This window comes from Sphingomonas sp. STIS6.2 (genome assembly GCF_000732685.2).
Classification (GTDB): domain Bacteria; phylum Pseudomonadota; class Alphaproteobacteria; order Sphingomonadales; family Sphingomonadaceae; genus Sphingomonas; species Sphingomonas aerolata.
This window is the reverse complement of record NZ_JPDP02000014.1, coordinates 1-22,900: the sequence shown is the minus strand read 5'-3', so window position 1 is coordinate 22,900 and position 22,900 is coordinate 1. Positions and strand designations below refer to the sequence as shown.

The window sequence follows — 22,900 nt, the reverse complement described above, 5'->3', positions numbered from 1 at the left end:
AGGCATTTAGCTGACTAGCCGCTGAACCGGATCAGGCGCCTAGCGGGGTCGGCGTTCCGAACGGCCCATTGGGTCGCCGGGTCTTGGGGATCGACGTCCCCGCCTTTGGTACGAGGCTAGCCTTCGCACCCGGATCCGGCCGGTCGAGATCTTCGCCCGCGATCAGCTGCTTGATCTCGTCACCCGTCAGCGTCTCATATTCGAGCAGCGCGCCCGCAACCGTGTGGAGCTGGTCGACATGATCGCTCAGCACCTGCTTGGCGCGGTCGAGACCGCCTTCGACGATCCGCTTGATCTCGTCGTCGATCAGCTGCGCGGTCTGGTTCGACATGCGCGACGGACGGCTCGACGAGTAACCGAGGAACGATTCACCCTCGGGCTCGCCATATTCGAGCGGCCCGACCTTGTCCGACATGCCCCAGCGCGTGACCATGTCGCGCGCCAAACCCGTGGCGTACTGGATGTCGCCGCTCGCGCCCGACGAGACCTTGTCGTAGCCGAAGATGACTTCCTCGGCGACGCGGCCGCCCATCGATACCGCAAGGTTCGCATACATCTTGTCGCGGTGATAGCTGTAGCTGTCACGCTCGGGCAGACGCATGACCATGCCCAGCGCACGACCGCGCGGAATGATCGTCGCCTTGTGGATCGGATCCGACGCGGCCTCGTGCATCGCGACGACGGCATGGCCGGCCTCGTGATAGGCGGTCATCCGCTTCTCGTCGTCGGTCATGACCATGGAGCGACGCTCAGCGCCCATCATGACCTTGTCCTTGGCCTCCTCGAACTCGGCCATCGCCACCAGGCGCTTGCCCTTGCGCGCCGCATGCAGCGCCGCCTCGTTGACGAGGTTGGCGAGATCCGCGCCCGAGAAGCCCGGCGTACCGCGCGCAATGACGCGGGCATCGACGTCCGGTGCCAGCGGCACCTTCTTCATGTGCACTTCGAGGATCTTGATCCGGCCCTCGATATCCGGGCGGGGCACGACGACCTGACGATCGAAGCGGCCCGGACGCAGCAGTGCGGGATCGAGCACATCGGGACGGTTGGTCGCGGCGATGATGATGATGCCTTCGTTCGCCTCGAAGCCGTCCATCTCGACCAACAACTGGTTCAGCGTCTGCTCGCGCTCGTCATTGCCGTTACCGAGACCGGCGCCACGATGACGACCGACCGCATCGATCTCGTCGATGAAGACGATGCACGGCGCGGACTTCTTGGCCTGCTCGAACATGTCGCGCACGCGGCTCGCGCCGACGCCGACGAACATCTCGACGAAATCGGAACCCGAGATCGTGAAGAACGGCACACCCGCCTCGCCAGCGATCGCGCGGGCGAGCAGCGTCTTGCCGGTACCCGGCGAGCCGACCAGCAATGCGCCCTTGGGGATCTTGCCGCCGAGGCGGGCGAACTTGGTCGGATCCTTCAGGAACTCGACGATCTCTTCCAGTTCCTCACGCGCCTCGTCGATGCCCGCGACGTCGGCAAAGGTGACCTTGCCTTCCTTCTGCGTCAGCATCTTCGCGCGGCTCTTGCCGAAGCCCATCGCGCCAGAGCCGGAATTCTTCTGCATCTGCTTCAGGACGAAAAACGCGATGCCGAGGAACAGCAGGAACGGCAGCGACTGATAGAGGAGCAGCGCCAGCATCGACGGCCCTTCCTCAGGCTTCGCGCTGATCGCCACGCCCTTTTCGCGCAGCTTGGGAACCAGCGTCGCGTCCTGGATCGGATAGGCCTTGAACTTCTCGCCGCTCGACAACGTACCCGAGATGATGTCGCGCGAGATGTTCACGTCCTTGACGGTGCCCTCGTCGACCTTGTCGAGGAACGCCGAATAGGCGATCGTGTTGCCGCTCGAGGTCGCGGTGCGGCCATCGAACATGGTCACGAACAGCGCCAGCGCGACGAGAATGCCGACCCATATGAGCAGGCTCTTCATCCACGGGCTGCCATTTTCGGGGCCCTGTGGCTTGTTGCCGCGGTTGTCCCCTCGATTGTCATTGTCGTTCATGGGTGCCGGATACCTTTCGAACCTACAAGATAAGCGCGCGCAGGTTAATGGCAATGGAACAAGCCGCGACTTGGCAGCAATCAATGTGTCCGCGCGGGACGAATCTACCCCGAGCGACGCGGCGGCGCGGGGCGGAAGCGCCAGACGCCCGCGCGGGGCGATGCGATCACCCCCGCCTGAGTCGCGCGCTTGCCCGCGATCAGCGCATCGAGCAGCCGTTCGATATTGACCGCCGCGCTCCAGTCGCCCTCGATCGTGGCGGCCGCGTCCTGCCCGGCACCGTCGCGGGCGGCGTCCGTGACCGCATCGCGCACCACGCCAATCGCGCGCCGGACCATCCGGCGCAACAACTCGCGCGGCACGTCGCCGACGGTCAGCCGGACCTCGCCCGCCGCGACCTTCGCGCGGTCGGCCCAGAGCCATTCGACCGCCGCGCGGACATCGGCATCCGCCTCCGCCAGTGCCGCAGCCGCGCGCGCCAGATTGGGCGTGCCTAGCCATTCGTTCGCGCCGAGCAGCCGACGAAACCGCGTGCGGTCATGCCGATCGTCGTGGTTCGACGGATCGTCGAAAAACGGCACCTCGGCGCGGCGGACGATCGCGCGAAGCTCCGCCCGGCGCCAGTCGAGCAGCGGCCGGATGACGGGGATGCCCGCGACCTCGGTCCGGGCGCGCACGCCCGCCAGCCCCGCCAGTCCCGATCCGCGCGCGGCTCGCATCAGGAACGTCTCGGCCTGGTCGTCGGCGTGGTGCGCGGTGAGCACGCATCCCGCACCGATCGCGCGCGCATGATCGGCGAGCAGCGCATATCGGACGCCGCGCGCCTGCGCCTGGATGCTCGCCCCGGTGATCGGCTCGGTCGGCGCCAGCGTCGCGTGGCGGATGCCGAACGTCGCGCAATGTGCCGCCACCATCGCCGATTCGCCCGCGGCTTCGGGGCGCAGACGATGATCGACGCTGGCCACGGTAAAATCGGTCCCGAGCGATTCCTGCGCGAGCGTCAGCATCGCCATGCTGTCGGGTCCGCCCGACACCGCGAGCACGGGCGATGTCAGCCCCGCGCCAAGCTTTGCGACCTCCGCTGCAAAACGCTGGGCCTCCTCGGTGAGGACAGGATCGCTCATCCTGCTGGCCACCACACGCCGCGATGCACGCTTACTTGCATTTGGCGGCGGCGCGTCCGGCAGCGACCTTGGCGGTCATGTCGCGTGAGAGCTTGGCGCCATAGACGTCGTTGAGCTCGTCATACACCTTGCACGCATCGGCGGACTTGTTCAGCTTGGTCAGCGACTGGCCGAGATAATAGAGGCTTTCGGACGCCCGCTCACCATCGGGCATCTTCTTGTAATTGTCGTAGAATGCCATCGACGCGAGGCTCGGCTTGCCCTCGTCGAGATAGGCGCGGCCGAGCAGATTCTGTGCATAGCTCGCGCGCCGGTCCTTCGGATAGGTCGCGACCACCTTCTTCAGCTGCGTCTGCGCCTCGGCATAGCTCTTGGCCGCCCACAGCCGATAGCCGTAGAGATACTCATCCTCGGCCGGATTGCCGGTCGACGGCTTCTCGACTGCGTTTGCTGGCCGCGCAGCGGCGGTGGCCCCCGATGGCCGCGCCGGCGGCCCGGCGTCCTCGTCCGGACCACCTGTGCCCTCGATGGCCGATCCGGCTGCACCGGGCGCAACGTTCGTCCGGGCGGCCTCGATCAGCTTCATCCGGTCGTCGGTCGCACGCCGATACGCGTCGAACTGCTCCTGCAGCTGGCGGATCTTGTACTCGGTCTGCTCGACCTGCCCAGTCATCGACGCGATCTGCTGTTCGAGCGAGGTCACGCGCTGCGCGAGATCGGCGACCGCGCTGGTGGCGGGCGTGCCGGGACCGGGGCCTGCGGTCGTCTGCGGCCCCGTCACCTCGGGCTGCAGCAGCTGCCCGGCCCCGCCCGGGAACACCTTGCGCTGGACCGCGCGCATCTCGCTTTCGAGCTTGCCGACACGACCTTCGACGTTCGACTGTGCGGATGCCGCGACGGGCAGCGATGCACCGGCAAGCAGGATGCCGACGATGATGGATTTATGCATGGGCTATACCCCCCGGGGCACTGGATAAGACGAGCGATATAGCTGCAACATCATTCCTGTCGCCAGCCTTAAGGCGTTCCCGATGCATTGCCCGGCGCCCCCTCGGCAGCGGCATCACCACCGCTCGCGGCAGGCGCGCCGTTCAGCCGTGCGGCAATCGCCGGGGCGCCGACACGGACGTCCTTGATCGCGCGTTCGCCAGTTCCCAGCGGCGGCACGTTCGAGCCGTTGAGCGTGACCGTCAGCTTGTCCGGGCGCCCGACGTTGATCATCGGATCCTTCGCGTCGCGCGGCACGTCGAACCGGTCGCCGGCCTTCATCGTCCCCAGATACAGCGTCTTGTTGTCGGCATCATAGACGCGCATCCACACCTCGTCGGTCGCAGCCAGCGTGACCTGCCCGGTCTCCAGCGCCGGCGCCGCGGGCGCCGCTGCGGGGGAGGCCGGCGTCGGGCTGGGCACTTCGGCAACCGTCGCCACCGATCCCGCCGCAGACCCGGACGTGGTCGCGCCGCCACGGAACAGGTCGGTGCCGTACCAGATGCCGACCAGGATCAGCACGGCCAGCGCAATGCCGAGCGCGATCACCGCCACGCCGCGCGAGGGTACGCGCGACGGATCGGACATTTCATAGGGTTCGTATTCGGGCGTGCGGCGCACGATCTTGCCAAGCTCGGCGCGCACGAGATTGGCCACCCGGACCTCGTCCGCGCCGACCGCGCGCGCATAGGCCTTGGCGAACCCGACCGCATAGGTCGACGACGGCAAAGTCGCGTAATCAGACGCCTCGATCGCCTCGAGATGCCGCAGCGGCACGCGCGTCCGGCCCCCGACATCGGCGATCGTCAGCCCCTGTGCCTCGCGCGTTGCACGCAGGATATCGCCGGCCCGTTCGGGCGAGGCGGGCGGAGGGATCTGCCCGGTTGCGACGTCGTCCATTCTTGTCTCCGATTATGGGCTGTAGCGCGCGCCCATCAAGGCGGGTCATCTTCCAGAGCCAATAACCCATGTCAACGCGAAGGCCCTAGCGAAACCCGCGCGTCAGGCGAGCTCGACGCCGTTTTCCGTCGCCCAGTCGGTCAGCACGGCGCGCATGTCGCGCGGTGGATCGGCGAGCAGGGCCGTCATCTTCGCGGTGATCGCCGCCAGATCGAGCGAGCGCGCCATCGCCTTGATCGGCCCGACCGCCGCCGGGGTGATCGACAGCCGGTCGATCCCGATCCCCGCCAGCGCCATCGCCTCGAGCGGCCGCCCGCCCATCTCGCCACATACGCCGAGATCGACACCGGCGGCACGCGCGGGCTCGACGAGCCGGGCGAGGAACCGCAGGATCGACGGGCTCAGCCAGTCATAGCGCTCGGCGAGCTTGGGATTGGCGCGGTCGGCGGCAAACAGGAACTGTGTCAGGTCGTTGGTGCCGACCGACAGGAACTGGATCTTGGGCAGCAGGATGTCGAGCATCTCGGCAAGCGCTGGCACCTCGAGCATCGCGCCATAGCGGATCGTCGTCGGCAGCTTGCGGCCGCGCCCCGCCAGCCAGCTCCGCTGCGCCTCGAACAGCGCCTTGGCCTCGTCGAACTCCCAAGGCTCGCTGACCATCGGGAACATCACGTTGAGTGTGCGCCCCGCCGCAGCTTCCAATAGCGCGCGCGCCTGCACCTTCATCAGCCCGTCGCGCTCGAGCCCCAGCCGTAGCGCGCGCCAGCCCATTGCCGGATTTTCCTCATCCGCGGCGGCCTTGTTGAGATAGGGCAGCGCCTTGTCGCCGCCGATATCGACGGTGCGGAAAATCACCGGCCGATCACCCGCCACCTCCAGCACCTCGCGGTACAGCCGCTGCTGGCGCTCGCGCTGCGGCAGCGTCGCGGATACGAGAAACTGGAATTCGGTCCTGAACAGGCCGATCCCGTCCGCGCCGGTGATGTCGAGCGCGGCCGCATCGTCGCGCAGCCCGGCATTGACCATCAGCGTCAGCCGGTGGCCATCTTTCGTGATCGGCGGCACGTCGCGCAACGCCGCGAACGCCGCCCTGCGCTTCTGCCGCAGCGCAAGCCGCGCCTCGAACGCCTCCTCCATCGCCGCGGAGGGCCGCGCGAAGACATTGGCGTCGGCACTGTCGAGCAGCAGCAGGTCGCCCTCGGCGATCAGCCGCCGGACGTCGCGGACACGGCCGAGCACCGGCACGCCCATCGCCCGCGCGACGATCGTCACGTGCGCGGTGAGCGATCCTTCCTCGAGGATCACGCCCTTCAACCGGCGCTTGTCATATTCGAGCAGTTCGGCCGGCCCCAGATTACGCGCGATCAGGATCGTGTCCTGTCGCAGCCCCATCTGCGCGGCGGTACCCATCTGGCCCGACACGATCCGCAGCAGACGGTTCGCCAGATCCTCTAGATCGTGCATCCGGTCGGCGAGCAGCGGATCGTCGATCTGCCGCATCCGCTGGCGGGTGCGCTGCTGGACGCGCTCGATCGCCGCCTCCGCAGTCAGGCCGGAATCGATCGCCTCGTTGATCCGCCGCGCCCAGCCCTCGTCATAGGCGAACATCTTGTAGGTCTCGAGAACCTCCTCATGCTCGCCGCCGACGCCGAACTCGGCCTCGCGCGTCATCCGCTCGATGCCTTCGCGCATCTTGTCGAACGCGGCATAGACCCGGTGCCGCTCGGCATCGGTGTCCTCGGCGACGGTATGCTCGATATGAATCCGCGGCTGGTGGAACACGGCAAAGCCCGCGCCCATCCCGTCGACCAGCTTCTGCCCCGGGATCCGCATCGCTGCGGTCGATTGCGGGCGATCCGACCCGCCGCCCGCAGTGTCGATCAGCCCGGCATTGGCGATCAGCTCGCTCAGCACCATCGCGACGGTCTGCAGCGCCTCGATCTCGACGTCCTGATATTTACGTGTTTCGGCATGCTGCACCGCAAGAACGCCGACCGCGCGTTCGCGCCGGATGATCGGAACCCCGGCAAAGCTGTGATAGCGCTCCTCGCCGGTCTCGGGCTTGTAGGCGAAATCGGGATGGCTCGCCGCCTCGTCGAGATTGAGCACCTCGACCTGTTGCGCGATCGTGCCGACCAGCCCCTCGCCCAGCGCCAGCTTGGTGACGTGCACCGCCTCCTGCGCAAGGCCGCGCGTCGCGAACAGCTCGAGCACGCCCTCGCGCAGGAGGTAGATCGAACAGACCTCGCTATCGATCGCCGCGGCGATGATACCGACGACCGAATTGAGCTTGGCTTGCGCGGTCGTGCGCGCGGCCATCACGTCGTGAAGGCTGGTGAGGATCTCGCGGGCGGAGGCGGCGGCCGAAACGGGCATGGGGAGGAGCTACCAGATCAAGCGCTTGGGTGCCACGCAACAAAAGTATTCTTCTGCGCAAGCCCGGTCGATCGTCATTGCTGCATGCCCCGCCTCAAACGTCGAACAGCCCGTCCTGGCTTCCGACCGGCGGGTTGAGTCCGAGATGCTTCCAGCCGCCCGCGTTCATGCACCGCCCGCGCGCGGTCCGCGCGACGAGGCCGAGCTGAATCAGATAGGGCTCGATCACCTCTTCGATGGTGTCGCGCGGTTCGCTGAGGCCTGCCGCCAGCGTTTCGACCCCGACCGGACCGCCGCGATAGATGTCGGCGATCATCATCAGATAGCGCCGGTCCATCGCGTCGAGCCCCAGCGCATCGACCTCGAGCCGGTTGAGCGCGGCGTCCGCGGTGCGCGCATCGACGATCTCGGCGCCCGCGACGTCGGCAAAGTCGCGAACCCGGCGGAGCAGCCGCCCGGCGATCCGCGGCGTGCCGCGTGCGCGCCGCGCCACCTCCATCGCCCCGTCCTTCGAAATCGCGAGACCGAGCAGTCCGGCCGCACGCGTCACCACCCGCTCGAGCTCGTCGACGGTATAGAATTGCAACCGCACCGGGATGCCGAAGCGATCGCGCAGCGGCGTCGTCAGCAGCCCCTGCCGCGTCGTCGCGCCGACCAAAGTAAAGCGCGGCAGGTCGATCCGCACGCTGCGTGCCGAGGGCCCCTCGCCGATCATCAGGTCGAGCGCGCGGTCCTCCATCGCCGGATACAGCACCTCCTCGACCGCGGGCTGCAACCGGTGGATCTCGTCGATGAACAGCACGTCGCCATCCTCGAGATTGGTCAGCAGCGCGGCAAGGTCCCCCGACTTGGCGATCACCGGCCCAGAGGTGGCGCGGAACCCCACCCCCATTTCGCGCGCGACGATCTGCGCGAGCGTGGTCTTGCCGAGCCCCGGCGGCCCGAAGAACAGCACATGGTCGAGCGCATCGCCGCGCGCCTTGGCCGCCTGGATGAAGATCCGCAGATTCTCGCGCGCGGCCTTCTGCCCGACGAATTCGTCGAGATTCTTGGGGCGCAGCGCCGCATCCACGTCCTCGGGGCGGCGGGCTGGCGTGAGCAGGCGTTCGGCATCGGTCATCAAGCCCGTTCCCTACCCGTTCACGCCCGCCCCTGTCACCCCGTCGCGCGCGTCCCGCCCGACCGGCCTACCGAATTCACGGGATCAGCCGGTCCGCGCGGAGCTGCGCGAACAGGTCGAAGAACGCGTCGTCGGTCGGCTGATAGCGCGTAAAGCCCATCCGCCGGCTCTTGCCCATGTCGGTGACGACCTCGATCGGCCGGCCGAGATCGGCATCGGTGTGCCACGGCGAGGCGAGGCGCGTGAGATCGACCTCGACCAGCCCCTCGCGCTCGGCGATCCGCTGCCACACGACCGCGTCATCGGCCATCTGCTCCTCGAGCGGCACGACCGTCCCGTCGAACGGCGCCGCCTCGATCCCGAACCATTCGGCGATCCGCGACCACATCCAGCTCCAGCGGAACACGTCGCCATTGACGATGTTGAAGTCCTGGTTCGCCGCCTCGGGCGTCGTCGTCGCCCAGACGAGCTGCGCCGCGAGCTGACGCGCGTCGGTCATGTCGGTCAGCCCGTTCCACTGCGCCGCCGATCCCGGAAAGCGGAACGGCCGCCCGGTCTCGCGGCACAGGGTCGCATAGGCCGCCAGCGTCGTCCCCATGTTCATCGCATTGCCGACCGCCTTGCCGATCACCGTATGCGGACGGTGCACGCTCCAGCTGAAGCCGTCCCGCTCGGCCGCCGCGAACACTTCGTCCTCCTGCGCATAATAGAAATTCTCGACCTCGAGCCGGCCCTGCTCCTCGCGGAACGGCGTCTGCGGCAGCACACCCTTACCATACGCCTCGAACGGCCCGAGATAATGCTTCAGGCCCGTCACCAGCGCGACATGCCGCACCGACTTGGCGGGACGCAGGCCGTCGAGCAGGTTGCGGACCATCGCGCCGTTGACGCGGATATTCTCCGCCTCGGTCGCCTGGCGCGACCAGGTCGAGACGAACACCGCGTCGGGCGCCAGATCCTTCAGCGCGGCGGCGGTACCCGCAGCGTCGGTCAGGTCGGCAGCAACCGGGTGCACGCCGGGCTGGGCGGACGGACGCCGCGCAAGGCCATGGACCGTCCATCCCTGTTCGATCAGCAGCGCCGCCGTCGCGCTGCCGACAATACCGCTCGTGCCAACCACCAATGCCGTCCGGGCCATCGTCATTCTCCGTTTCACTTGAACGCAGTAGCTAGGCATCGCCCGCGACGCGTTCTAGACGGCACCATTCGGGGCCCCGGGCACCTTTCGGGACCCAGTGACGTTCAGGGACCCAGTATGACAACCACGCCCCCCGATCACGATCCTGCCCCCGTGACCGACGACTGGCGTGAGGACTGCGCTCCGCGCCGGGTGCTCGACCTGTTTGCGACCAAATGGACGAGCATGGTCCTCCACACGCTCGACGCGCGGCACGAGGGCGGCGCGCGCACCGGCGTCCTCCACCGCAGCCTGCCCGGCATTTCGAAGAAGATGCTGACGCAGACGCTGCGCGACATGGAAACCAGCGGGCTGATCCTGCGCGACGTGCTCGCGACGATGCCCCCCGCGGTCGAATATAGTCTGACGCCGCTCGGCAGGCGGTTCGTCGAGCCCGTCAATCTGCTCTACGACTGGGGCCGCACCAATGCCGATGCGCTCGACGCGTTCGGCCCCGGCCCCGCGCCCCGCCGGTCCGCCAAACGGCCGAAGACCGACTGAGGCTAGGGCTTCGACGCCTTGCGCAGCGCCAGCCGGACGAGCGCGTCGAGCGTCGCGCCCGGCCCCAGTTCCTCGTCCGCCGCCGCCACCGCGACGCTCGCCTCGGCGGGCCGGAACCCCAGGTTAAGCATCGCCGACACCGCATCCGCCGACGCGCCCGGCGCCGCATTGACCACTGCGGGCCCGAGCCCGAGTGCGATCCCGCCGACCTTGTCCTTCAATTCCATGACGATACGCTGGGCGAGCTTCGGCCCGACGCCGTTCGCGCGCGCGACCATCGCCTTGTCGCCGCTGGCAATCGCCCGCGACAGGTCGACGGGTTCAAGCGCGGACAGGATCGCGAGCGCAACCCGCGCGCCGACGCCCTGCACCGCGGTCAGCAACCGGAACCAGTCGCGCTCGTCCGCGCTCGAAAATCCGACGAGCCGCTGGAAATCCTCGCCGACCAAAAGTTCGGTGAAGACGGTGCAGGCCTCGCCGATCGGCCCGAGGGCCGACAGCGTGCGTGCCGACGCGCCGACCAGATAGCCGACTCCGCCGACATCGATCACCGCATGGTCGATCCCGGTCGAATCGAGCCGGCCCTTCAGATGGACGATCATGCGCCTACTCCCGTGCGTCGCGACAGCGCCGCCGCGCTCGCGACATGATGCGCATGCGTGATCGCCACCGCCAGCGCGTCGGCGGCATCGGGGCCGGCAAGCTTCGCACCGGGCAGCAACACCGCCATCATCGCCTGAATCTGTTTCTTGTCCGCGCCGCCGGTGCCGACGACGCCCTTCTTGACAGTCGAGGGGTGATATTCGCCGATATGCAGCCCCGCCCCCGCCGCCGCGAGCAGCACCACCCCGCGCGCCTGCCCCAGCTTCAGCGTCGACTGCGCATTGGTGTTGCCGAGCACCTCCTCGACCGCAGCGCCATCCGGCCGCTCCGCACGGATGACGTCGAGCAACGCCGAATACAACGCCGTCAACCGCCGCGGCAGCGCCATCGACGGATCGGTCCTGATCTGGCCATTGGCGATATGGCTCAGCCGGTTACCGTCCGCACGGATAACGCCCCAGCCCGTGGTGCCGAGGCCGGGGTCTAGTCCTAGAATGATCATGAGAAGAAAGAAGACTGGTTCGCGCGGAGGCGCGGAGGCGCGGAGGGGGTGCGCTCTTGACCATCGTCGCGCGTTAGCGCGACCTTCATTCCACTGGGCTGGACTACCGCCGAAACGCCGCTGGCGCGGAAGACGCGTGCGCGAAGCGTCTCTCTCCGCGCCTCCGCGTCTCCGCGCGAACCAATCCTTCTTCTCACTGGCTCAACCCAGCGTCTCCATGATCTCGTCCGAGATCTCGTAATTGCCCCAAACCGTCTGCACGTCGTCGTCATCGTCGAGCGCGTCGATCAGCTTGAACAACGTCGCCGCATCGTCCGCATCGACCGCGACCATCGTCTGCGGCCGCCAGGCGAGCTTCGCGCCCTCGGCCTCGCCGAGCTTCGCCTCGAGCGCCTTGGCGACTTCGTGCAGATCGCCCTGCGCGGTCCAGACCTCATGCCCGTCCTCGCTCGACGTGACGTCCTCGGCGCCCGCCTCGAGCGCGGCCTCGAACACCGTGTCGGCATCGCCCGCGCTCGCCGGGTAGGAGATCAGCCCAACGCGGTCGAACGCATGGCTCACTGACCCGCCCGCGCCCAGATTGCCGCCGTTCTTGCCGACCGCAACGCGCACGTTGGTTGCGGTACGGTTGCGGTTGTCGGTCAGCGCCTCGATGATCAGCGACACGCCGCCCGGCCCGAAGCCCTCATAGCGGATCTCTTCGTAATTCTCGGCATCGCCGCGGCTCGCCTTGTCGATCGAGCGCTGGATGTTCTCCTTGGGCAGCGACGCCGCCTTGGCCGCATTCACCGCGGCGCGCAGGCGCGGGTTCATGTCGACATCGGGCAGGCCCATCTTGGCCGCAACCGTGATTTCCCGGCTGAGCTTGCTGAACGCCGACGAGCGCTTCTTGTCCTGCGCACCCTTGCGATGCATGATGTTCTTATATTTGGAATGGCCTGCCATCTGTGCCTCTATAGCTGATGCGCCGCTCTTAGGCTCCGGCACCCGATTTCGCCAGAGCATCGATTTTCGCCTCAATCGCGTCGAGCCGCGCGAGCACCAGATGGTCGATCTTGTGATGCACGCGCAAAATGTCCAGCTCGGCGCGCAGATTGGTCTCGTAATCGAGGCTCGCGGCGAGCCGGTCCTTCGCCGATTGCCGGTTCTGGCTCATCATGATGATCGGCGCCTGGATCGCCGCGACCGTCGACAGCAGCAGGTTGAGGAAGATGTAGGGATAGGGATCGAACGCCGCGTTGAAATGCGTGAGGATGTCCGAATTGAGGATCATCCAGCCGAGCAGCACCGCAGTGAACGCGATGATGAACCCCCACGACCCGCCGACCGCCGCAACCCGGTCCGAGAGCCGCTCGCCGAACGTCGCGCGTTCGTCGGCCAGGTCGGCGGCGTCGCGACTGACCGTGGTCCCCGCCTCGATCCCCGCGAGCACGCGGCGCTGCTCGTCGTTGAGCTCGCCGGGGGACTTGCCGAGCAGGCGGTGCGAGAGATCGTCGAGCGGAGAGGATGTAGCCATGGCGAAAGGCGTAACCGCGATTGCGGATTAAGCCAGCGCGCAAAACCGCGCTTGCGACGAGACCCGCGAAAGACTCCTTGCCCCGATGCGCCCGCACCTGCCAAACGCGCGGCATGACGGTTAGCGTGAATATGGGCACCGACGGCAATGGTACGGCCGTCGGCGTCGACCTGGAGGAACTTCTCGCCACGCGCCTGCTGGTGCAGGGCAATTCGGGATCGGGAAAGTCGCATCTGCTGCGCCGCCTGCTCGAACGGTCGGCGGGGCATGTCCAGCAGATCGTGATCGATCCCGAAGGCGATTTCGTGACGCTCGCGGGCCCGCATGGCCATGTCGTGATCGAGGCGGGCGACTATAGCGAACGCGAGATCGCGCGCATCGCCACCCGCCTGCGCGAACACCGGACGTCCGCGGTGCTCAGCCTCGAGGGACTCGAGGTCGAAGGGCAGATGCGCTGTGCCGCATCGTTCCTCTCCGCGCTGTTCGATGCGCCGCGCGAGCATTGGTATCCGGTGCTGGTGGTCGTCGACGAGGCGCAGATGTTCGCGCCCGTCACCGGCGGCGAAGTGTCCGAAGAGGTCCGCCGCGCCTCGCTCGCGGCGATGACCAACCTGATGTGCCGTGGCCGCAAGCGTGGTCTCGCCGGCGTGATCGCGACTCAGCGTCTGGCGAAGCTCGCGAAGAACGTCGCGGCGGAGGCGTCGAACTTCCTGATGGGCCGAACCTTCCTCGACATCGACATGGCACGCGCCGCCGATCTGCTTGGCATGGAGCGGCGTCAGGCGGAGGCGATCCGCGACCTCCAGCGCGGCACCTTCATGGCGCTCGGCCCCGCGGTCTCGCGCCGCCCCATCACCGTGAAGATCGGCGACGTCGCGACCTCGGCGCGCAGCGGCAGCCCCAAGCTGACCCCGCTCCCCAGCGCCGCGCCGATGGACCTGCAGGACCTGCTGTCCGAGCCCGTGGTCGACGCCCCCGAACTCGGCCTGCTCTTCGATTCGCGGCCGCGGCGCGTTCCGGCCGAGGAACTGCTCGACGGTATCGCCCGCCCGCCCGAGCCGCGCACCGCCGCGCCCCCGCCGCCCGAGAAGACCGATGACGAGGTCGAGGCGGTCTATGCCGACGTGTTCCGCGCGATCGTCGAGGATCCCGAATCGACGCTGCGCCCGCCCTCGGTGCTGTTCCAGGATTTCCAGGTGCGATGCCGGATGGGCGGCCTCGCCAAGCCCCCGCTCGATTTGCCGGGCTTCGTCCGCCGGCTGAGTTGCGCACGCGCCGGCATCTTCGACATGACCGACGAGGCGTGGACCGCCGCGCTCGACGTCGCGAGCGGGCTGCCCGACGACATGCTCGGCGCCTTCCTGCTGGTCGCACGCGCCGCACGCGAGGGCGAACCCTGCCCCTCAGACGCGCGCATCGCCGCGACCTACGGCACCAGCTCGCTTGGCCGTGTGAAGCGCCTGATCGGCTATATCGAAAGCCGCAACCTGATCGTCTGCCGCACAGACCTGGCGGGCAAACGCTCGATCACGATCCCGGGACTCGGCTGGACGACACTGCCGGCAGAAGCGGCTTAACTAGACCGCGAAAACGAAGACCAGTCCGGCGACGACGCCGATCTGCACGATCGCGATCATCTGCAACCGGCCGACGAACGGCTGCTTGCGGGTCTTGTGGCGAAAACGACGGCGCGCCCAGAAGGCGCCGGGGCTGCCACCGAGCGCTGCGAACCAGAGCAAACGGGATTCGGGGATGCGCCATGCGCCACCGAGCGACCGGCGCTTGTCCAGCGCGAACGCGGCGACCGTGACCGCGTTGATCAACAGAAACAGAAATGACGCCGCAGCGATCGATACGAGCATGGCTCACTGGTACCGCGTCGACGTTGACGCGGCGTCCACCCCGGCGTCGATGACGCATCGCGAGGGAGACACCGCGCAGAGACCGATCGTCAGATCATCCCCAGAGCCTGGAGATACACCTCGAGGATCGCCTCCTCCTCCTGATATTCTTCCTTCTTCTTCTTGCGGATCGACAGGATCTTGCGGATCGCCTTGGGGTCGTAGCCACGGCCCTTGGCCTCGGCCATCACGTCCTTGATGTCGTCCGCGATACCCTTCTTCTCTTCTTCGAGACGCTCGGCGCGCTCGATCAGCAGGCGCAGTTCGTCCGCTGCGACCGCGCCGCCGCCCATGCCGTGTTGGCGTTCGTCCGTCATGATACTCGTCCCCATTCGCTCGAAACACAGACCCGCATGCGGCGACCGGGGCCCCAAGGAACCGATGAATCGCGCCGCTGCAAGTGCGGCGCCGCGTCTAGGCGGTAACCGTTCGCGGCTCAAGCGACCCCGGGTCAGACGACCGCATTCTTGGCGACGCTCTGCTTCATCCGTTCGAGCTGCTCCGGCGTGGCGTCGCCCTGATGCTGCGCCTTCCACTGCGAATAGGGCATGCCGTACACCGCCTCGCGCGCCGCATCCTTGTCGAGACCACCGGCCTCCTCGACCCAGTCGGACAGGCAGTTGCGGCAGAATCCCGCCAAACCCATCAGGTCGATATTCTGCGCATCGTCGCGGTGGCGCAGGTGGCGGATCAGCCGGCGAAAGGCCTGCGCCGCTACGGCATCGTCGAGTGTGTCCAGCGTGTCGCTATCGTGGTTCATTCGTATGCTCCGTAGTTGATCCCACCGAGATAGGGTTTAAGGCCCGTGGCGGCAAAGACCTCCCCCAGGAAACGCAACGCATGACCATGGCCATCGCACCCCGCTCGCGCAAAGTCCGCATCCTCGCGACGCTAGGCCCTGCCAGCAGCACGCCCGAGATGATCGCGACGCTGTTCCGCACCGGCGCCGACGCGTTCCGCATCAACATGAGTCACGGCGACCAGCAGTCGAAGATCGCGGTGATCCAGGCGATTCGCGCGCTGGAGAAGCAATATCGTCGTCCCTCGACGATCCTCGCCGATCTCCAGGGGCCCAAGCTGCGCGTCGGCAAGTTCGACGGCGGCCGCACCGTGCTCGAAACCGGCTCGACCTTCGTGCTCGACCGCGACACGACGCCGGGCGATGCGACCCGCGTCGAGCTGCCGCATGACGAGATCTTCGCCGCGATCGAGCCGGGCGCGCGTCTGCTGCTCGACGACGGCAAGCTGGTGCTGCGCGTCGTCTTGCACAGCCCGCGCGAAATCACGACCAGGGTCGAGGTCGGCGGCGCACTGTCGAACAACAAGGGGCTGAACGTTCCCGACGTCGTCCTGCCGATGGCCGCGCTGACCGAGAAGGATCGCAGCGATCTCGACTTCGCGGTCGACCAGGGCGTCGACTGGATCGCGCTGTCGTTCGTCCAGCGTCCCGAGGATCTGTGGGAGGCGCGCAAGCTGATCGGCGGCAAGGCCGCGCTGCTCGCCAAGATCGAGAAGCCCGCCGCGATCGAGCGGCTCGAGGAGATCGTCGAGGCGTGCGACGGCGTGATGGTCGCGCGCGGCGATCTCGGTGTCGAGATGCCCCCGCAGGCGGTGCCGCCGCTGCAGAAGCGCATCGTCGAGGTGTCGCGTCGCATGGGCCGCCCGGTCGTGGTCGCGACTCAGATGCTCGAATCGATGATCACCTCGCCCTCGCCGACGCGCGCCGAGGTCTCGGACGTCGCGACCGCGGTCTATGACGGCGCCGATGCGATCATGCTGTCGGCGGAAAGTGCCGCGGGCGCGTGGCCGGTCGAATCGGTCGCGATGATGGACGCGATCGGCGTGTCGGTCGAGGCGGACCCCGAGCACGGCGACCGCATGCACTTCACGGTGATGAAGCCCGATCCGACGACGGCCGACGCGCTGGCCGAGGCGGCGAAGAACATCGCCGCGACGGTATCCGCGGTCGCGATCATCTGCTTCACCACCTCGGGCTCGACCGCACGCCGGATCGCGCGCGAGCGGCCTTCGGTGCCGCTGCTGGTGCTGACGCCGAGCCAGGACACCGCGCGCCGCCTCGGCCTGTTGTGGGGCACGCATGCAGTCCACACCCGCGACGTCGAATCGTTCGAGGACATGGTCGCCAAGTCGAAGCGCATGGCGCTGCGCCACGGCATGGCGAAGGCGGGCGACCGCGTGATCGTGCTCGCGGGCGTGCCGTTCCGTACGCCGGGTTCGACCAACGTGCTGCATGTCGTGCGGATCGTCGGCGACGAGTTGAAGGGCCACCACTCGCAGGTCTGAGGTGCGCCTCCCCCTAGCGCTCCCCTGCCAAATCCGCGATGGCTGGTAGAAGGACCGGACGGGGGAGCAACCGCATGACGTTACGCGAAAAGATCGGCTGGGGCGCGATGAGCCTGCTCGGGGCGTGCGCGCTCGCGGTGGTCGCGTTCCAGCGCGGCGAGCATGTCAACGCGCTGTGGATCGTCGCCGCATCGGTCTCGGTCAACCTGATCGCCTATCGCTTCTACGCCCGCTATATCGCGCGCAACGTCATGCAGCTCGATGCGACGCGGCCGACCCCCGCAATCCGCCGCGCGGACGGGCTCGATTATGTCGCGACCGACCGCAACGTCCTGTTCGGCCACCATTTCGCCGCGATCGCCGGAGCCGGACCGCTGGTCGGGCCGGTGCTCGCCGCGCAGATGGGCTATCTCCCCGGCACGCTCTGGATCCTCGCCGGCGTCGTGCTGGCGGGCGCGGTGCAGGACTTCATGATCCTGTTCATCTCGATGCGCCGCGACGGGCGGTCGCTCGGCGAACTGATCCGCATGGAAATGGGTGCGGTCGCGGGCACGATCGCGCTGATCGGTGCCTTTGCGATCATGGTCATCATCCTCGCGGTGCTCGCGCTGATCGTCGTCCGCGCGCTCGCGGGCAGTCCCTGGGGGCTGTTCACCGTCGCCGCGACGATCCCGCTCGCCTTCGCGATGGGGATCTACACGCGCTGGATCCGTCCGGGCCGCATCGGCGAGGTCTCGATCCTCGGCGTCATCGGGCTGCTGCTCGCGATCGTCTATGGCGGCCAGGTCGCCGAGTCCGCCTTCTGGGGCCCGGTCTTCACGCTGACCCCGGTCCAGCTGTGCATCCTGATGGTCGGCTACGGCGCGGTCGCGTCGGTGCTGCCGGTCTGGCTGCTGCTCGCGCCGCGGGATTACCTGTCGACCTTCCTGAAGATCGGCGCGATCGTCGCGCTGGCGATCGGTATCGCGGTCGTCGCACCGCCGCTGCGCATGCCCGCGCTCACCAAGTTCATCGACGGCAGCGGTCCGGTCTGGTCGGGCGGGCTGTTCCCGTTCCTCTTCATCACGATCGCCTGTGGTGCAGTCTCTGGCTTCCACGCGCTGATCGCCAGCGGCACCACCCCCAAGCTGATCGCCAGCGAGGGTGACGCGCCCTTTATCGGCTATGGTGCGATGCTGATGGAAAGCTTTGTCGCGATCATGGCGCTGGTCGGCGCGACGATCCTCGATCCCGGCATCTATTTCGCGATGAACAGCCCCGCTGCGGTGCTCGGTACGGACGCAGCGTCGGCGGCGGCCGCGGTCACCAATATGGGCTTTGCAATCACGCCAGAAGCGCTGGCGCAGGCCGCGCGCGACGTCGGCGAGACGACCATCATCAGCCGCACCGGCGGTGCGCCGACGCTGGCGGTCGCGATGGCGGAGATTTTCAGTAACCTGATCGGTGGTCAGGCGATGAAGGCGTTCTGGTACCACTTCGCGATCCTGTTCGAGGCGCTGTTCATCCTGACCGCGGTTGATGCCGGCACCCGCGCCGGCCGCTTCATGCTGCAGGACCTGATCGGGCTCGCGGTGCCGTCGTTCCGCAATGCCTCGGCGATCGGCCCGGGCATCGTCGCGACCGCGCTGTGCGTGACCGCCTGGGGCTTCTTCCTCTACCAAGGCGTCACCGATCCACTCGGCGGGGTGAACACCTTATGGCCGCTGTTCGGCATCTCGAACCAGATGCTCGCCGCGGTCGCGCTGATCCTCGCCACGGTTGTGCTGTTCCGGATGAAGCGCCAGCGTTATGCCTGGGTGACGATCCTGCCCGCCGCGTGGTTGTGCCTATGCACGATCACCGCGGGGCTGCTGAAGCTGTTCTCGAGCGATCCGAAGGTCGGCTTCCTCGCGCATGCGTCCAAGTTCGCGGACGCTGCGGCGCGCGGCGAGATCCTCGCGCCTGCCAAGACGATGGCAGAGATGCAGCGGATCATCTTCAACGACCGGATCGACGCGGCGCTGATCGCGCTGTTCCTCGGCGTCGTCGTGTCGATCCTCGCCTTCGGCATCCGCAGCTGCCGCGCGGCGCTGAAGGTCGATCGCCCGACCGTGACCGAGGTTCCGCCCATGCTGGTCCCGGCGGAATGACGCCGCGCATCCGCCACCTGCTGGCACGCGCGCGGGAGACCGCGCTGATGATGGTCGGCCAGCCCTCCTACGCCGCCTATCTGCGCCATATGGCCGAGCATCACCCCGGCCATGCGGCGATGGATCCCGCGGCGTTCTTCCGTGACCGCGAACAGGCGCGCTACGGCGGCAAGGGCGGTGGCCGATGCTGCTGAACGACCCGCCACGCTCGATCGTCGCCGCGCTGCGCAGCGCGACCGGCGGCGATCACGACCGCGTCGACGCCGCCTATGGCGACTTCGACCTCGCCGCGCCCGACAGCTACCGCGCCTTCCTCCATGCGCACGCGCGCGCACTTCCCGCAGCGGAGGACGCGCTGGCAGCCGTCCCGGGCCTGCCGCACTTCCGCCCCCGCACGCCCCTCCTCGCCGCCGACCTCGGGGCGCTGGACGAGGCGATGCCGCCACCGCTGCCCTTCGCGCTGCCCGCGGGCGACGCGGCGGCCTGGGGCGCGCTCTATGTCGTGGAGGGATCACGGCTCGGCGGCATCATGCTCGCGCGTACCGTGCCCGACGGGCTGCCGACCGCCTATCTCGGTGCGCGCCATCTGTCGGGCGAATGGCGCGAGCTGCTCGGTGCACTCGACCGCGCCGCGACGCTTGTTGGAACAGACAGGTGGATCGACCAGGCCATCACCGGCGCGCGTGCGACCTTCGACCTGTACCGCCGCGCCGCCGCCGCACGCTGAGCCTCAATCCTCGATCGGGGCGGTCATGATCACGCGCAGCCCAGGCATGTTGTCATGCTGCGCGATCGATCCCGACAGCCGCCCGACCACCGCGTTCATCATCCGGCTGCCGAACCCGACGCGCGTGCCGGTCTGACCAACGCCCTTGTCCGCGACGATCAGCCGGATCTGGTTGCGATATTGCTCTAGCGCGATCAGGATCGGCCCCGGCTGCCCGCCATAGGCATATTTGCTCGCGTTGATGACGAGCTCGGTCAGGATCAGCCCGACATTGACCGCGCGGTCGGTCGGCATCAGCACCGGTGCCAGGTCGAGCCGCATCTGCGCGCCCCAGTCCTGCCCCAGCGTCCCCTTCATGTCGCCCGCCAGTTCCTCGAGATAGCGTGCTAGGTCGACCGACTGGACCTGATCGTCGCGGTACAGCCGCCGGTGCACCAGCGCGACCGCAGACAGCCGTGCCTGCGCCTCGGCAAGATGCGCGGTGACATTGGCGTCGCCTGCCGCCTTGGCCTGCAGTGCGAGAAACGCGGAGACCATCTGCAGGCTGTTCTGCACACGGTGATTGACCTCCTTCATCAGGACGTCCTTCTGCTCGATCAGCACGTCCTTTTCGGCCAGCGTCCGCTGCAATTCGCGGTTGAGCGCGCGCATCCGGTTGCTCGCATAGCTGTCGTGGAACATCCGACGCAGGCGATAGCCGGCCTCGATCTCCTCGAGCGACCAGCGCCGCGATTCGCCACGCACCTCTTCGGTCCATGACGCGAACGACGTGCGCGGCGTCAGCTGTTCGGCGGGATCGCCCGACGTCGCCTTATGCGGATTGCCTGCCCATTCGATCTCGGTGATCCGCTCGGCGCGGAACCACAACAGCACCGCGCCCTCGTCGATCAGCGGCATGGCAAGCAGCCCGCTCGCCTTTGACCGATAGCGTTCCGCAGGCGGGTAGAGCGTCGACAGCGCATGCGTTGCAACGATGTCGCCTGTCCCGCGGCTGCGGATCCACTCGACCAGGTCCAGTACGTCTCTGTCGTCCGGACACTGGCCGTCGCGCTGCACCGCGCCGTGCTGGACGAGCGCGAAGCCGTCGCTCGCCAGCATCCGGCGCAGGTCGTCGCCGACCGCCGCCGCGGTCCGCTGCGCGCTGCCCTCGGTGGCCATCTTGAGCACGACGACGTCTTCCACCGACCGCAGCCGCAGGCGTTCGCGGTATCCCTCGGCCTCCTCCTTCGCGCGGATCTGTCGGGCGAGGCTACTCGCCAGCGTGCTCGCGGTCGCGCGAACATCGGGCGCCAGCGTCCGCGGCGTCATGCTGTGGCAGGCGATCATCCCCCACAACAGCCCGTCCTTGACGATCGAGATCGACGCGGACGCCGCGACGCCCATGTTGGTCATGTAGCGCAGATGGATCGGCGACACGCTGCGCAGCGCGACGTCGCTCAGGTCGAGCCTCTCGAACCCAGCAGGGCGCAGGATCGCGGGTGTATAGACCGCATGCGGGATCGCGCGCGTCCGATTACGGACATACAGCGCGCGCGCCTGTTTCGGGATATCGGTCGCAGGAAAATGATGGTTGAGGAAGCTGTGCAGCGCGGGATCGCGATCCTCCGCCATCACGCGCCCGGATTCGTCGTCGAGAAAGCGATAGACCATGACGCGGTCGAACCCGGTCAGAGTCCGGAACGCGACCGCCGCCTGCTCGCACAACGCCTGAAGATTGCCCGATCGCTCGAACGCGGTCGCCATCGAATCCAGCCAGCCGAGCACAGTCGCGGCGCTCGACGGCGCCGTCGTGGCGGGCTCGAGCTCGACGAGGACGTGTTCCTCGCTCGCATGCAGGACCATGTGGAACTGCTCGCTGGTACCCGCGACCAGCGTGCCGACGGCAGCGCCGATCATGCTGCCGCGCCCCGATCGCTCCGCCAGCAGCGCGGCAACGTCCTGGCCGATCAGCGTCGCGAGGTCTGCGCCCAGCCAGTCGGGGGTCAGCCGCGTCTCGATATCGCCCGCGCCCGCAACGACGCGCAGGCTCGCCGCATCGGCGACGAGCAACAGCCCGTGCGGCTGGATCGCGCCGGGAATGTGTATGGGCTCCCGATCGCAGGCCGTAAGGTCCAACGCGGTATCAGTCACAGATGCTGGGCCTTTCCGTCAAGCCGCGACCATGTCGTTTCGCGCGTGGAAAAGCAAATAAGCCAAGGCAGTTACGCCACCGGTGCCATCGCCTCCACGCGCGCATCCGCCCGGTCTGCATAGCGGCGCGCGATCACCGCACAGGCGATCAGCTGGATCTGGTGGAACAGCATCAGCGGCAACAGGATCACGCCGACCTGCGCCGCGGGGAACAGCACGCCGGCCATCGGCACCCCCGACGCGAGGCTCTTCTTCGACCCACAGAACAGCAACACGATCGCATCCTCGCGCGGCAACCGCATCAGCCGCGCGATCGTCAGCGTCAGCGCCAGCACGATGGCCAGCAGGGCACAGGAAAGCAGCCCGATCAGGAGTAGGTCGCCGAGCGACACACGGCTCCATAAGCCCTCGACCACCGCCGCGCCGAACGCGCCATAGACGACGAGCAAGATTGATCCGCGATCGACGATCGTCAGCATCGCCTTGCGCCGCGTCACCCATGCGCCGATCCAGGGCCGCAGCACATGCCCCGCCACGAACGGCACGAGCAGCTGGACGATGATCGTCTCGACGCTCTCGATCGACATCCCGCCGGCATTGCCTGCGTTCCGCATCAGCAAAGCTACCAGCGCGGGGGTGATCAGTATGCCGAGCAGGTTGGAAAAGGATGCGCTGCAGACCGCGGCCGCGACATTGCCGCGCGCAATCGCGGTGAAGGCGATCGACGACTGGACCGTCGAGGGCAGCAGGGTCAGGAACAGCACGCCCGTCGCCATCCGCGCGTCGACGAAGGGCAACGCGGTCAGCCCGAGCCCGAGCCCGAGCGCGGGAAAGGCGACAAACGTCACCCCCAGCACAGCGAGGTGGAGCGGCCAGTTGCGCAGCCCGTCCC

22 protein-coding genes are annotated in these 22,900 nt (G+C 67.8%); 6 read left to right on the top strand and 16 right to left on the bottom strand.

Translation table 11 applies throughout. From position 1 onward, the window contains the following. Positions 1–31: 31 nt before the first annotated feature. The 7 genes from ftsH to sphst_RS01900 all read right to left on the bottom strand — a co-directional run bounded on the left by ftsH (position 32) and on the right by sphst_RS01900 (position 9,656). Positions 32–2,011 carry an ATP-dependent zinc metalloprotease FtsH gene (gene ftsH / locus sphst_RS01930; RefSeq protein WP_031396187.1) on the bottom strand — a complete coding sequence of 660 codons (1,980 nt, stop codon included), beginning with the start codon at positions 2,009–2,011 and terminating at the stop codon, positions 32–34. A gap of 104 nt (positions 2,012–2,115) precedes the next feature. Further along, the gene (tilS, locus tag sphst_RS01925) at positions 2,116–3,135 is read right to left on the bottom strand and encodes a tRNA lysidine(34) synthetase TilS (RefSeq protein ID WP_107045070.1); all 1,020 of its coding nucleotides are present in this window, start codon (positions 3,133–3,135) and stop codon (positions 2,116–2,118) included. 31 nt (positions 3,136–3,166) lie between these two features. Beyond that, a complete protein-coding gene (locus tag sphst_RS01920) occupies positions 3,167–4,084 on the bottom strand; it encodes a YbgF trimerization domain-containing protein (RefSeq protein ID WP_031396189.1) in 918 nt (305 codons plus the stop codon). Between the two features lie 68 nt (positions 4,085–4,152). Further along, positions 4,153–5,022: a helix-turn-helix domain-containing protein gene (locus sphst_RS01915; protein WP_043158400.1), complete on the bottom strand. Its 870-nt coding sequence runs from the start codon at positions 5,020–5,022 to the stop codon at positions 4,153–4,155. Positions 5,023–5,124: 102 nt separating this feature from the next. After that, positions 5,125–7,398 (bottom strand): phosphoenolpyruvate--protein phosphotransferase, encoded by a 2,274-nt coding sequence (gene ptsP / locus sphst_RS01910; RefSeq protein WP_031396191.1) that lies wholly within the window; start codon positions 7,396–7,398, stop codon positions 5,125–5,127. A 94-nt stretch (positions 7,399–7,492) separates the two neighbouring features. Next, on the bottom strand, positions 7,493–8,518 hold the full coding sequence (gene ruvB, locus sphst_RS01905; protein ID WP_031440317.1) for a Holliday junction branch migration DNA helicase RuvB: 1,026 nt from the start codon (positions 8,516–8,518) through the stop codon (positions 7,493–7,495). Between the two features lie 76 nt (positions 8,519–8,594). Then, the gene (locus sphst_RS01900; protein ID WP_031394415.1) at positions 8,595–9,656 is read right to left on the bottom strand and encodes an SDR family oxidoreductase; all 1,062 of its coding nucleotides are present in this window, start codon (positions 9,654–9,656) and stop codon (positions 8,595–8,597) included. Positions 9,657–9,773: 117 nt separating this feature from the next. Here sphst_RS01900 and sphst_RS01895 point away from each other — a divergent pair, with 117 nt between their 5' ends. Then, positions 9,774–10,196, top strand: a complete 423-nt coding sequence (locus tag sphst_RS01895) for a winged helix-turn-helix transcriptional regulator (RefSeq protein ID WP_107045069.1) — start codon at positions 9,774–9,776, stop codon at positions 10,194–10,196. Positions 10,197–10,198: 2 nt separating this feature from the next. On the opposite strand, the gene ruvA is transcribed toward sphst_RS01895, so the two are convergent. From ruvA to sphst_RS01875, 4 genes are all read right to left on the bottom strand, one after another. Next, entirely contained in the window at positions 10,199–10,798 is a 600-nt protein-coding gene (gene ruvA, locus sphst_RS01890) for a Holliday junction branch migration protein RuvA (RefSeq protein WP_031440320.1), read from the bottom strand. Further along, positions 10,795–11,301, bottom strand: coding sequence for a crossover junction endodeoxyribonuclease RuvC (gene ruvC, locus sphst_RS01885; protein WP_031395213.1), 507 nt, complete (start codon positions 11,299–11,301; stop codon positions 10,795–10,797). Before ruvC ends, ruvA begins: the two co-directional genes overlap by 4 nt. Before the next feature lie 201 nt (positions 11,302–11,502). Then, entirely contained in the window at positions 11,503–12,246 is a 744-nt protein-coding gene (locus sphst_RS01880) for a YebC/PmpR family DNA-binding transcriptional regulator (protein ID WP_031395214.1), read from the bottom strand. A gap of 28 nt (positions 12,247–12,274) precedes the next feature. After that, complete coding sequence (locus sphst_RS01875; RefSeq protein ID WP_056408897.1) at positions 12,275–12,817, bottom strand: DUF1003 domain-containing protein; 543 nt, start codon at positions 12,815–12,817, stop codon at positions 12,275–12,277. 113 nt (positions 12,818–12,930) lie between these two features. On the opposite strand from sphst_RS01875, the gene sphst_RS01870 reads away from it, so the two are divergent. Then, positions 12,931–14,394, top strand: coding sequence for an ATP-binding protein (locus tag sphst_RS01870; protein ID WP_107045068.1), 1,464 nt, complete (start codon positions 12,931–12,933; stop codon positions 14,392–14,394). On the opposite strand, the gene sphst_RS01865 is transcribed toward sphst_RS01870, so the two are convergent. The 3 genes from sphst_RS01865 to sphst_RS01855 all read right to left on the bottom strand — a co-directional run bounded on the left by sphst_RS01865 (position 14,395) and on the right by sphst_RS01855 (position 15,478). Further along, positions 14,395–14,679, bottom strand: a complete 285-nt coding sequence (locus sphst_RS01865; protein ID WP_031395219.1) for a DUF1294 domain-containing protein — start codon at positions 14,677–14,679, stop codon at positions 14,395–14,397. It abuts the gene before it with no gap. An 89-nt stretch (positions 14,680–14,768) separates the two neighbouring features. Next, the gene (locus sphst_RS01860; RefSeq protein ID WP_197975315.1) at positions 14,769–15,011 is read right to left on the bottom strand and encodes a DUF2312 domain-containing protein; all 243 of its coding nucleotides are present in this window, start codon (positions 15,009–15,011) and stop codon (positions 14,769–14,771) included. Between the two features lie 158 nt (positions 15,012–15,169). Then, positions 15,170–15,478: a DUF1244 domain-containing protein gene (locus sphst_RS01855; RefSeq protein ID WP_031395221.1), complete on the bottom strand. Its 309-nt coding sequence runs from the start codon at positions 15,476–15,478 to the stop codon at positions 15,170–15,172. 80 nt (positions 15,479–15,558) lie between these two features. Here sphst_RS01855 and pyk point away from each other — a divergent pair, with 80 nt between their 5' ends. The 4 genes from pyk to sphst_RS01835 all read left to right on the top strand — a co-directional run bounded on the left by pyk (position 15,559) and on the right by sphst_RS01835 (position 19,878). Then, positions 15,559–17,022: a pyruvate kinase gene (pyk, locus tag sphst_RS01850; RefSeq protein ID WP_107045067.1), complete on the top strand. Its 1,464-nt coding sequence runs from the start codon at positions 15,559–15,561 to the stop codon at positions 17,020–17,022. A gap of 74 nt (positions 17,023–17,096) precedes the next feature. After that, positions 17,097–19,151 carry a carbon starvation CstA family protein gene (locus sphst_RS01845; RefSeq protein WP_043157585.1) on the top strand — a complete coding sequence of 685 codons (2,055 nt, stop codon included), beginning with the start codon at positions 17,097–17,099 and terminating at the stop codon, positions 19,149–19,151. Beyond that, entirely contained in the window at positions 19,148–19,345 is a 198-nt protein-coding gene (locus sphst_RS01840; protein ID WP_031395223.1) for a YbdD/YjiX family protein, read from the top strand. The genes sphst_RS01845 and sphst_RS01840 overlap by 4 nt, the downstream gene beginning before the upstream one ends. Next, positions 19,336–19,878 (top strand): biliverdin-producing heme oxygenase, encoded by a 543-nt coding sequence (locus sphst_RS01835; protein ID WP_056408889.1) that lies wholly within the window; start codon positions 19,336–19,338, stop codon positions 19,876–19,878. The genes sphst_RS01840 and sphst_RS01835 overlap by 10 nt, the downstream gene beginning before the upstream one ends. A gap of 3 nt (positions 19,879–19,881) precedes the next feature. Here the strand turns inward: sphst_RS01835 and sphst_RS01830 are convergent, their stop codons facing one another. Together sphst_RS01830 and sphst_RS01825 are read right to left on the bottom strand one after the other, a co-directional pair. After that, a complete protein-coding gene (locus sphst_RS01830) occupies positions 19,882–22,008 on the bottom strand; it encodes a histidine kinase dimerization/phosphoacceptor domain -containing protein (protein ID WP_107045066.1) in 2,127 nt (708 codons plus the stop codon). 71 nt (positions 22,009–22,079) lie between these two features. Beyond that, positions 22,080–22,900 (bottom strand): bile acid:sodium symporter family protein (locus tag sphst_RS01825; RefSeq protein ID WP_107045065.1); only part of this gene is annotated, 821 nt, incomplete at its 5' end.